This is a genomic window from Halapricum sp. CBA1109, assembly GCF_009741825.1.
Taxonomy (GTDB): domain Archaea; phylum Halobacteriota; class Halobacteria; order Halobacteriales; family Haloarculaceae; genus Halapricum.
On the sequence record NZ_WPCA01000104.1, the window covers coordinates 1 to 9,932 of the forward strand.

A 9,932-nucleotide genomic window follows, 5' to 3' on the forward strand; every position below is an offset into this window, starting at 1 on the left:
GCTCGCTGGCGCTCGCTCGCCGAACCGCCGTCGGACGACGCTCGTCAGGCGAACAACTGACGAGCGTCGTCCAGCGCCTCGACCAGTTTGTCGATCTCCTCGCGGGTGTTGTAGATGTAGAAGGAGGCCCGCGCGGAGGCCGCGACGCCGAGCGTATCGTGCAGCGGCTGGGTACAGTGGTCGCCGGCCCGGATAGCCACCGCCGAGTCGTTGAGGATGCTGGAGAGGTCGTGGGCGTGGACGGTGTCGAGGTTGAACGCGACCAGTCCACCGCGTTCGACCCCTGCCGGCGGGCCGTAGGCCTCGATGTCGTCGAACTCCGAGAACCGCTCTAGGGCGTACTGTGCGAGGGCGTTCTCGTGGCGCCGAATCGCGTCCATCCCGATGTCGTCGAGGTAGTCACACGCCTCCGCCAGCGCGATGCCCTGTGCGATCAGCGGCGTCCCGGCCTCGTACTTCCACGGGAGTTCGTTCCAGCGGGACTCCTCGAAGGTGACCTTCTCGATCATATCCCCGCCGTAGAGGAACGGCTCCATCTCCTCCAGAATCGACTCCTTGCCGTAGAGGACGCCGATACCCGTCGGGCCGCACATCTTGTGGCCCGAGAACGCGAGGAAGTCGGCGTCGATATCCTGGACGTCGACCGGGCGGGTCGGCACCGACTGGGCGCCGTCGACGAAGATGTAGGCGTCGTGGTCGTGGGCGATGTCGGCCAACTCCGAGACGGGGTTGATCGATCCCATCACGTTCGAGACGTGGACGACGCTGACCATCTGGGTGTCCTCGGTGATGGTCTCCCGGGCGTGGTCCATATCGAGGGTGCCGTCGTCGTTCAGGCCGATGTACTTCACCTCGGCACCGGTCCGCTCGGCTATCTGTTGCCACGTCACCAGCGAGGCGTGGTGTTCCATCTCGGTGAGGACCACCTCGTCGCCGGGGCCGAGTTCGTTCAGGCCCCACGCGTAGGCGACGAGGTTCTCGCTCTCGGTGGTGTTCTTGGTGAAGATTATCTCCTCGCGGCCGTCGGCGTTGACGAACTCCGCGACGCGGTCGTGGGCGGCCTCGTAGGCGATGGAGGCCTCTTGGCTCAACTGGTGAAGCCCACGGTGGACGTTGGCGTTCGTCTCGCGGTAGTAGTCGCTGATGGCGTCGACGACTCGGTCGGGCGTCTGTGAGGTCGCCCCGTTGTCGAGATAGACGAGTTGGGTCCCGTCGAACTCCCGGTCTAGGATGGGGAAGTCCTCCCGAATCCGCTCGACGTCCAGCCCGCTGGATTCACTGACAGTCATTACTGTACGTTGGGGGTCCCAGACAAGTGATTCCTTCGGTTGGCCTAAAACGACGGCTGTCGGCCGGAGTTTTCAACGTATGGGAACGACCGACCCTATATATCCCTGTTCGGTCGGTATCTATAACTGTCGCAGCCATACGAGACCGACTGGGTGTCAGGTGGTGGGCAGTATCGTACTGCCACCCTACGAGAAGAACCGCTTGACATGTGAAGGTCACGACGGCTGCCGGCCAACGGAGACCAAGGTGAGACAATATGAGTGACGGCGCACCGATCACGGCGACGCTGGCGGTGGAGCCCCCGCCACAGGCAGACTGCGCGATTACCGGACAGGACGACGATGTCTCGGTTCAGGACCACAACATCACGTTCGACCGCTCTCGGTCCGACGTGGCGCTCGACGGCGGGACGTGCAACGCGAACGTCGTCGAGGACGCCGACGGCCAACACACCGACCGGTACGTCCAATCCGACGTCGAAGACGACTGCTTCTGTCTCATCTTCCACGAGGTAGACTGCGTCCCGACGCTCGAACGCGTGCAGAACGGACGACTCGTCATCTCCGTCCTCCTGCCCGACCGGGAGACGCTTCGGGAACTCGTCGAACGGATGCGCGAAGTCGGTTCCACCGTCTCCGTGCAAGGAATCACGCAGTCGAGCGCCGAGGGGAAAGAGTCGGTGATGCTCGATTTGACGGACGTGACCGGCAAACAGCGCGAGGCGCTGATGGTCGCCATCGACGCCGGCTACTACGACACGCCCCGGGAAGCCGACTTGGACACCCTCGCCGACCGCCTCGGTATCTCGAAGTCCGCCGTCTCACAACGTCTCAAGGCCGTCGAGTCCAAACTGGCGCACAAACTCGTCGACCACTGGACGGCCTGACTGTCGCCCCGCGGACCGCTCGGTCCGCGCACCGTCTCCGGACCGGCACTACTTGAAGTGGTATAAAATGAAGGTGAACCTTCTCGCATAGTGGGGACTATTCCCAAGGTATGAGCGTCGATATCGGCTACAGGGTCCGGTGTGACCGACCGACCGAGGAGGTGACGCCCGGCGTCGTCGGGTGGGGCCACCCCGTTCCGAACGGAGGAGTGGACGATGCCTGAGACCGACCACCCCCTGTTCGTGACCCTCAAGGTCGAGGACCGGACGGTCCTCCAGAACGTGGTCAGCCAGTACTCGACCATCGAGTCCGACATCAAGATGATATCTATCGTCGACCCCTCCCGAGAGGACGTCAACTCCCTCTCTGTGGACGTCAGCGACGTGACCGAGAAACAGTGGGAGGCCTTAGAGGTAGCCCACGAACTGGGTCACTACTCGACACAGCGCGGGGGGAATCTCACCGACATCGCCGACGCCCTCGGTATCTCCAAATCCGCGGCGTCACAGCGGTTGCGCGCCGCCGAGGGCAAGATTATGTCGGCGATACTCGGCGCGGCCCGGATCCGCGGCCGCGAGGCCGTCTGAGGTCCGATATTTAAACGACTGCATACTACAGGCGAACCGACACGGCCCGGTGACGACTATATGCTCGTATGGGAAGCGACCAGCTATCCTCTGACGTCCGGGACAGGCTACAGGAGCGACGGGAGGGACAGACCCCGAGCGGAACCCTCGTCGCCAGCGCCGACGAGGCCTACGTCGGCGATACGATCACGCTACGGGGGCTCAACCTCCCGGCCGAAGCCGAACTCGACGTCGTGTGGCAGACCGTCGAAGGGAAGTGGGGTGTCTTGCAGGCGAACGAAGTCGTCGGACCGCAGTACCGACCGCGCGAGGAACGGGTCCTCACGGTCACGACTGACGCCGACGGCAAGTTCGAACGGGAGTGGAAGATCCCAGAGGACTACGGCGGCGAGCACACTATCGAACTGCGCCAGAGCGCCGACGACGAGACGGCGCTGGCCGAGACGACCATCGCCATCACGCCGTGGTTCGAACTCGACCGGACGGAGGCGCCGTTGGGCGAGTTCTTCACCATCACCGGCTACGGTATCGGTCCGAACGTCTTGGAGAACAACTATCAGGTCGCGTGGGACAACGGCACCGCCGGCTTCATGACCGGCGTGATGAACCGCGGGACTGCGACGGCACAGATCAGGGCCGCCGGGCCGGTCGGCAACCACGAACTGCAGGTCTGGCGGAACTACCGCGGCGTCCCGTTCCTCCAGAACAACACCCAGTCGCCGTTCGGCGAGGTGGCCGGCGGCCGCCAGTACGCGTGGTCCGTCGAGGTGACCGAACCCGAGACGCCGCCGGAGACGATGTGGATCGACTCGCTGTTCGACGAGGCGCCGCTGTCGACGCACCTCCCCGACCCCGACCGGGAGACTGCGGCCGAACTGGAGGTTACGCCTCAGAGCGGCCAGCCCGGGTCCGACATCGTGATCACGGGCCGGAACTTCCCCGCCGGGGAGACGGTCGACCTCGTCTGGCACACCCACGAGGGCCACCGCGTCAAGGACATCCCGATCAGTCCCGAACCCCAACCCGGTGTGTTGCCGACCGTCGAGGCCGACGACGAGGGTCGGTTCCAACTCGAAGTGACGGCGCCCCGCGACCGTGGGGCGACCCGTCCGATCACCGCCGAGATAGGCGGCGAGTCGGTGGCCGTCGCGGGCTTCATGCTCCAGCCCGAGATAACGAGTATGTCGCCCACGAGCGGCCCCTCGGGTACCGAGATAGAGATCGAACTCTCGGGTATCGGCTGGCCCATCTACGAGAACGCCTACTACTTCCTCTACGACAACAAGCCGCTGGGGTACATCTGCGGGTTGGAGGCGAAGATCAACAAGACGGTGCTACGGGCGGCCGGTGAGCCGGGGTACCACTTCATCGACGTCTACCCGAGCCTCTTCGACGTCCGCGACGACGAACCGGACTTCGAGCTCAAACCCCACCTGTCGTACATCGACAACCACCCCGTCCGGCCGCTGCCGGGCCTGCATATGGCCTTCGAGATAACCGAGTGACGGCCACACGATGGACGACGCCCGACTGTATCAGGCCTGCTCGCTCGCCGTCTCGCTCCTCGTCTGGGAGCTAGCCGTCGGTGTCTTCGGCCTGCTCAGTCCCACGATGCTCCCTCCGCCGTCGACTGTCGCCTCGAACACGGCGGCGCTGCTCGCGGCGGCGTCCTTCCGGGCCCACCTTCTGGACACCGTCTACCGGACGCTGCTCGCGGCGGTGGTCGGATCCGTCCTCGGGACGGCAGTCGGGCTAGCGATGGGCTGGAACCGGCGTCTCAAGTCGGTGCTGTCGCCGCTGGCCGCGGCCGTCTTCCCCCTCCCGACCATCGCGCTGTTGCCCCTCGTGATACTGCTCGTCGGGAGCAACCAGCGGGCGCTGATCGTCACCGCCGCGCTCGGTACCTTCTTCGTCGTCCTGTGGAACGCGATGACCGGCGCCCGCGGTATCGAGTCCGCTCACGTCGACGTCGCCCGGGACAACGGCGTCACCTCTATCGCTCGGCTGATCCGGGAGGTGTTGCTCCCCGGGTCGCTGCCGCTCGTGTTCGTCGGCCTCCGCCTCGGGCTGAACACGTCGCTTTTGATCACCGTCGCCGCCGAACTCGTGGCCGGCGACAGCGGCCTCGGCTACGTTCTGTGGGTCTCGTGGATGTCCTACCAGATTCCGGACCTGTACGCGGCCCTCGTCTGTGCCAGCGCGCTCGGCGTCGCCTTCACCTACGGTATCGCCGCGCTCTACCGCGTGGCCGTCCCGTGGAGCAGCGACGTTCGCCGGTGGGAGACCGCTTAACGTGGGGTCGGCACCGTTCGCCCGGCTCCCCCCGAGGGTATAAAAGAGACTGCAGTATGAAGAGGAGTCGTTTGGGCGGTTCGGACGGTACGTACAAGTATGTCAGACGGATCTATCGGCTCGCGGACGCGTCGTGGATTTATCGCATCGACCGGCGTCGCCGCCGCCGGCCTACTCAGTGGGTGTGCCGGTTCCTCGGGCGGATCGGGTTCGGAGACGGTGACGTTCGGCACGCTGACGATACCGGCCGTCGCAGAGGTACTGATCGCCAAGGATCAGGGGTACTTCGAGGAGCGGGACATCACGCTCGAGGTCGAACGCATCCAGAGCGCCCCGCAGGCCACCCCGCGGTTGGCGAGCGGTGATCTGGACACCGCGACGGGGTCTATCGGTGCCAGCCTGTTCAACTCCGCCGCACAGGACGTCGACATCAACGTCGTCGCCGACCAGACCCAGTACTGGACCGGGCAACCGTCCTCGAACAAGGTCCTGATCCGGCCCGAAAAGTACGAAGAAGGGATGTCGCTGTCGGACGTCTCCGGGGACTTCACTATCGCGCTCCACGGCCAGGGCAACGTCGACTCGGTCATCTGGGCGCGGCTCCTCCAGCGCAACGGGATGACGTGGGATGACGTCCAGACGAAGGAGATCCTCTACACCAATATGACGGGCGCGATGGCCTCGGGCGAGATAGACGCCGCCGCCATCCCGGACCCGCTGGGTCTCGGGATGGTCGGTGAGACGGGCGCGAAACGCCTCCTGTACGCCTCGGAGGTTGCCCCGCGGATGCAGATCGGCGTGTACCTCTTCGGCGGCCCCTTCGCCAACGACCGCCCGGAGGTCGCCCGGAAGTGGCTGGAGGCGTACCTCCTCGGCGTCCGGGACTACTACGATATGGGCGGGTTCCCCAGCGACGAGGTGGCGTCCATCGTCGCCGAGGAGTTCGACCTGCCGAAGGGGTCGATCAAGTCCTCGGTCCCGTCGCTGCCGCACAAGAACGGGCAGGTCAACACCGACAGCGTCGCCACCCAGCAGACCTACCACTCCTGTCACGGGACGGTCGAGGAGACAGTCCCCGTCGAGGACGTTGTCGACCTCTCGCACCTCGAAGACGCACTGGAGGAGGTCGGCCGCGTCGAGGACCCACAGCCGTCCGTCGAGACCATCAACGAGTGGGGCGAAACCGCACCCGCCCCCTACTCCGAACTGGAGCGGACGAACCCGCCCGCCGACTTCCCCGCGGACTCGATATGCCAATGACCGCGCCTGATCCCCGGACCAGATAATGCTCCCACGAACCTCCATCACGGCGACTGCGCCGGTCGATTCGGGCGAGGACGACCCGGAACGGCAGTCCTCGGTGTCGGGTGAGTGCGTGTCCGCCGCGGAGGAATACCCGGAGTCCGCCGCGGAGGAATACCCGGAGTCCGCCGCGGAGGAATACCCGGAGTCCGCCCCCGAGGAGTCCTCGGGATCCGCCCCGGAGGCCCGCCCGGACACGACTGCGTCGGATGCCTCGACGGGACAGACGGACGCGGCCGGCGACCGCCCGGTTCGGATCCGCGCGTCGGGGGTCGCACGGCGCTACCAGTCGGACACGGCAGACGTTCGCGCCCTCGAGGATATGTCGCTAGAGGTGACCGACGGAGAGTTTTTCTGTCTGCTTGGCCCCTCGGGGTGTGGCAAGTCGACGTTCTTGCGGTTGCTCAGCGGCCTCGCCGAACCGGACGCGGGGGAGATAGAGATACACACCGACGCGGACAGCGACCGCCCGGCGACCAGTATGGTCTTCCAGAACGACGGCGTCCTCCCGTGGAAGACGGTCATCGATAACGTCGCCTTCGGCCTGAAGATGCGCGGCGTCGGCAAGCGAGAGCGCTACGAGATAGCCCGCGAGTACATCGAGAAGGTGAACCTCACCGGGTTCGAGGACGCCTACCCCCACCAGCTATCGGGCGGGATGAAACAGCGGGTCGGCATCGCCCGCGCGTTCGCCAACGACCCGCAGGTGCTGTTGCTCGACGAGCCGTTCGGCGAACTCGACGCCCAGACCCGGCGGTACCTTCAGGGGGAGTTGCTGTCGCTGTGGCACGACTCCGAACGGACCGTCGTCTACGTCACCCACGACATCGAGGAGGCGATCAAACTGGGCGACCGCATCGGCGTGATGGGCACCAGACCGGGCCGGATCAAGACGACGGTCGACGTCGACCTCGCCCGGCCGCGGACCCGCGAGAACCTCGATATGGCCCGCCTCGAGGAACTGAAGACCCGTGTCTGGGACGTCCTGAGTGAGGAAGTCCAGCGGTCGATAGAGCGACGATGATACCCTTCCTCCGACGCGTGGCGCGGCGCCTCGGGACCATCGCCGCCCCGTTTCTCGTGTTCGGGGTCTGTTGGGAACTGGCGTCCGGACCAATCCTCGACGCACGATTCTTCCCGCCGCCGTCGGCAGTGCTCTCGCTTGCCGTCGAGTTGTACCTCGAGGAGGGCTTTCTGACGCACGTCCTCGCCAGCCTCCAGCGGATACTCCTCGCCACTGCTCTCGGGGCGACCAGCGGCGTCGTGGTCGGTCTCGTCGCCGGATGGTCCCGGAAGGTCGGGTGGGTGCTCAATCCCCACCTCGCGCTGTTGTACCCCGTGCCGAAGGTGGCGCTGCTCCCGGTGTTGTTCGTCGTCCTGGGCGGGACCGAGATGGTTCGCGTCCTGACGATGAGCCTCGCGGTGTTCCTGCTCGTCGCCATCGACACGATGGGCGGCGTCCGGGAGATAGACGACGTCCACGTCGAGGTGGCACTGGACAACGGGGCCGGGCCGCTGGCGCTGTACCGCGAGGTGATCCTGCCCGGGACCCTGCCGCAGGTGTTCAGCGCCGTCTCTATGGGCTTTAGCGTCGGGTTCGCGCTGCTGGTCGTCATCGAGATGCTCGCCGCCGAGTCGGGGCTGGGCTACGTCATCTGGAACTCCTGGCAGTTGTTCACCATCCCGCGGATGTACGTCGCCGTCCTCACCATCAACGTCCTCGGGGTCGTCTTCGTCCACGGGACCGAGATGCTGGGCGACGTTCTCACGCCTTGGGAACACGGACAACGGCGATAGGGGCGGGTGACGATAGTTCGTATATGGAGAGTACGACCGACACCGAAGCGACCTCGGACGGCCCGACCGAGGACGCCGAACCGCGACTGGAGTTCTCCGACACCGTCACTATCGAAACCACGAGCGAGGAGCTTTGGGCGTACATCAGCGACGCCGAGAACCTCGCCGACTGCATCCCCGGGGCCGAGTCCGTCGAGCGCCAGAGCGAGCGCCACTACACCTGCGAGATAACCCGCGGCGTCAGCCACGTCAACGTCTCGCTGTCCGGGGAGTTCGAACTCGTCGAGATGCACGAACCGGAGTGGATCGTGATGGAGGGCGGCGGCTTCGACTCGACGACCGGTAGCGACTTCGACGTGCTGGCGGCGATGGAGATGACCGAGACCGACGCGGGCACCGACCTCGCGTACACGGCCGAACTGTACTACACCGGCGGCGTCGCGCGCCTCGGTGCGCGTCTGCTCGGGCGGGTCATCCGTTCGGACATCGAGACGTACTTCGGGAACATCAAGGACAACGTCGAGGACTGACGCTGTAGGCGTCTCTCGGCGTCGGAATCGTGAAAAAGAGGCGTGTCGGAGCGGCAGCGTGTCTACTCTTCGACGATAGTGAACGAGTTCGCGAGGACACCGACTTCCGCCGTGGAGGTGTCCGTCTCCACGTCGATGCTGTAGGTCACGTCGCCCGTCTCGGCGTCGTCCGGGATGAACCACGTGGCGTTCCACCAGAAGTCCTCGACCATCTCGCCGTCCTCGTTCTCGCCGCCTTGCCACTCCAGCGACTGCTCGACGCCGCGGCCCTCGATGGTGAGCGTCGCGGACTCGATGCCGGCGACGACGCCGTCGTACTCGAAGTCCGTGGGGCCGACCGGGTCGCCGCTCTGGCCGTCGTAGACGCCGACGTCGAACCCGACCATCATCCCGGGCGCGAACTGCCGCGAGGGCGAACACGAGGAGATGAACTGGTTGTCGCTGTAGCTGTCCTGTCCCGCCGACCCGGCGTAGAGGTCGTCGGTGATGACGTAGTTGCGCGGGTCCTCGTACTCGATGACCTCGAACGACCCGGAGAAGATGCCGACGTTCTCGAAGTTCGCCTCGCCGTTCGTGACCTCGACGTCGTAGTTGACTGTCCCCGGGTCGTAGTCCTCGGGGATGACCCAGTTGCCACTCCACTCCGGATCGGCCGACTCGTCTTCGGCCTGACTCCAGGCGAGTTCGACCGAGGGGCCGCCGTCGACGTTCGACGCCACCTCGTCGAGCGTCTCGCTGCCGACCTGTTCGCCGGTCTCGGGGTCGTAGACGCCGACCTTGAACACCGGTTGCATCCCGGGCGCGAACGTCCGCGAGGACGAACACGACGAGGCGAACCCGCCGGTTCCCGCCGGGACGTACTCGGACCCGGTGAGGATGTCGTCGGTGACGACGTAGTTCGTCGGGTTAGTCGTGTCTTCGGGGGTATCTGTATCCGTATCGTCTCCGGCCTCCGTATCGGTGTCGTCGCCGGGACTCAGTGCGTTACAGCCGGCGAGGGCCACGGAGGCCCATCCGGCGGTCCCACCGACGATTACCTTCCGTCTGGAGAGACCGTCGCTCGTGTTTGACTCAGTACGTTCTCGTGGCATTACGTCCGTATCATCTACTGCAACCGCTGTAAGTCCTGTCTGGAATAATGCAGTGTTATAAATAGGGTTTCGGGGGACGTGTGCCGGGCGCCGAACCCCGTCCTCAGTGGGAGGGGTCGACCTCTTCGAGGCCGCGGTCCTCGTGGGTCGTCGGGC

10 protein-coding genes are annotated in these 9,932 nt (G+C 65.5%); 8 read left to right on the forward strand and 2 right to left on the reverse strand.

The window, feature by feature from the left end:
• Positions 1-44: 44 nt before the first annotated feature.
• Positions 45-1,289 (reverse strand): cysteine desulfurase, encoded by a 1,245-nt coding sequence (locus tag GJ629_RS11450; protein WP_157513188.1) that lies wholly within the window; start codon positions 1,287-1,289, stop codon positions 45-47.
• Between the two features lie 257 nt (positions 1,290-1,546).
• On the opposite strand from GJ629_RS11450, the gene GJ629_RS11455 reads away from it, so the two are divergent.
• From GJ629_RS11455 to GJ629_RS11490, 8 genes are all read left to right on the forward strand, one after another.
• Positions 1,547-2,176, forward strand: a complete 630-nt coding sequence (locus GJ629_RS11455) for a helix-turn-helix domain-containing protein (protein WP_157513189.1) — start codon at positions 1,547-1,549, stop codon at positions 2,174-2,176.
• Between the two features lie 216 nt (positions 2,177-2,392).
• Positions 2,393-2,764: a helix-turn-helix domain-containing protein gene (locus GJ629_RS11460; RefSeq protein WP_157513190.1), complete on the forward strand. Its 372-nt coding sequence runs from the start codon at positions 2,393-2,395 to the stop codon at positions 2,762-2,764.
• A 68-nt stretch (positions 2,765-2,832) separates the two neighbouring features.
• Positions 2,833-4,269 carry a hypothetical protein gene (locus GJ629_RS11465; protein WP_157513191.1) on the forward strand — a complete coding sequence of 479 codons (1,437 nt, stop codon included), beginning with the start codon at positions 2,833-2,835 and terminating at the stop codon, positions 4,267-4,269.
• A 10-nt stretch (positions 4,270-4,279) separates the two neighbouring features.
• Positions 4,280-5,056 (forward strand): ABC transporter permease, encoded by a 777-nt coding sequence (locus tag GJ629_RS11470; RefSeq protein WP_157513192.1) that lies wholly within the window; start codon positions 4,280-4,282, stop codon positions 5,054-5,056.
• Between the two features lie 99 nt (positions 5,057-5,155).
• The gene (locus tag GJ629_RS11475) at positions 5,156-6,316 is read left to right on the forward strand and encodes an ABC transporter substrate-binding protein (RefSeq protein ID WP_157513193.1); all 1,161 of its coding nucleotides are present in this window, start codon (positions 5,156-5,158) and stop codon (positions 6,314-6,316) included.
• A gap of 25 nt (positions 6,317-6,341) precedes the next feature.
• Positions 6,342-7,382: an ABC transporter ATP-binding protein gene (locus GJ629_RS11480; RefSeq protein WP_197428570.1), complete on the forward strand. Its 1,041-nt coding sequence runs from the start codon at positions 6,342-6,344 to the stop codon at positions 7,380-7,382.
• A complete protein-coding gene (locus GJ629_RS11485) occupies positions 7,379-8,155 on the forward strand; it encodes an ABC transporter permease (protein ID WP_157513194.1) in 777 nt (258 codons plus the stop codon). The genes GJ629_RS11480 and GJ629_RS11485 overlap by 4 nt, the downstream gene beginning before the upstream one ends.
• Before the next feature lie 23 nt (positions 8,156-8,178).
• On the forward strand, positions 8,179-8,685 hold the full coding sequence (locus tag GJ629_RS11490; RefSeq protein ID WP_157513195.1) for a CoxG family protein: 507 nt from the start codon (positions 8,179-8,181) through the stop codon (positions 8,683-8,685).
• A gap of 62 nt (positions 8,686-8,747) precedes the next feature.
• Here the strand turns inward: GJ629_RS11490 and GJ629_RS11495 are convergent, their stop codons facing one another.
• Positions 8,748-9,776, reverse strand: coding sequence for a hypothetical protein (locus GJ629_RS11495; protein WP_157513196.1), 1,029 nt, complete (start codon positions 9,774-9,776; stop codon positions 8,748-8,750).
• Between the last annotated feature and the right edge of the window lie 156 nt (positions 9,777-9,932).

Coding starts and splice junctions, on each gene's coding strand:
- GJ629_RS11470 (WP_157513192.1), top strand. CDS start 4,280: ATGGACGACGCCCGACTGTATCAGGCCTGCTCGCTCGCCGTCTCGCTC.
- GJ629_RS11490 (WP_157513195.1), top strand. CDS start 8,179: ATGGAGAGTACGACCGACACCGAAGCGACCTCGGACGGCCCGACCGAG.
- GJ629_RS11460 (WP_157513190.1), top strand. CDS start 2,393: ATGCCTGAGACCGACCACCCCCTGTTCGTGACCCTCAAGGTCGAGGAC.
- GJ629_RS11455 (WP_157513189.1), top strand. CDS start 1,547: ATGAGTGACGGCGCACCGATCACGGCGACGCTGGCGGTGGAGCCCCCG.
- GJ629_RS11465 (WP_157513191.1), top strand. CDS start 2,833: ATGGGAAGCGACCAGCTATCCTCTGACGTCCGGGACAGGCTACAGGAG.
- GJ629_RS11475 (WP_157513193.1), top strand. CDS start 5,156: ATGTCAGACGGATCTATCGGCTCGCGGACGCGTCGTGGATTTATCGCA.
- GJ629_RS11480 (WP_197428570.1), top strand. CDS start 6,342: ATGCTCCCACGAACCTCCATCACGGCGACTGCGCCGGTCGATTCGGGC.
- GJ629_RS11450 (WP_157513188.1), bottom strand. CDS start 1,289: ATGACTGTCAGTGAATCCAGCGGGCTGGACGTCGAGCGGATTCGGGAG.
- GJ629_RS11485 (WP_157513194.1), top strand. CDS start 7,379: ATGATACCCTTCCTCCGACGCGTGGCGCGGCGCCTCGGGACCATCGCC.
- GJ629_RS11495 (WP_157513196.1), bottom strand. CDS start 9,776: ATGCCACGAGAACGTACTGAGTCAAACACGAGCGACGGTCTCTCCAGA.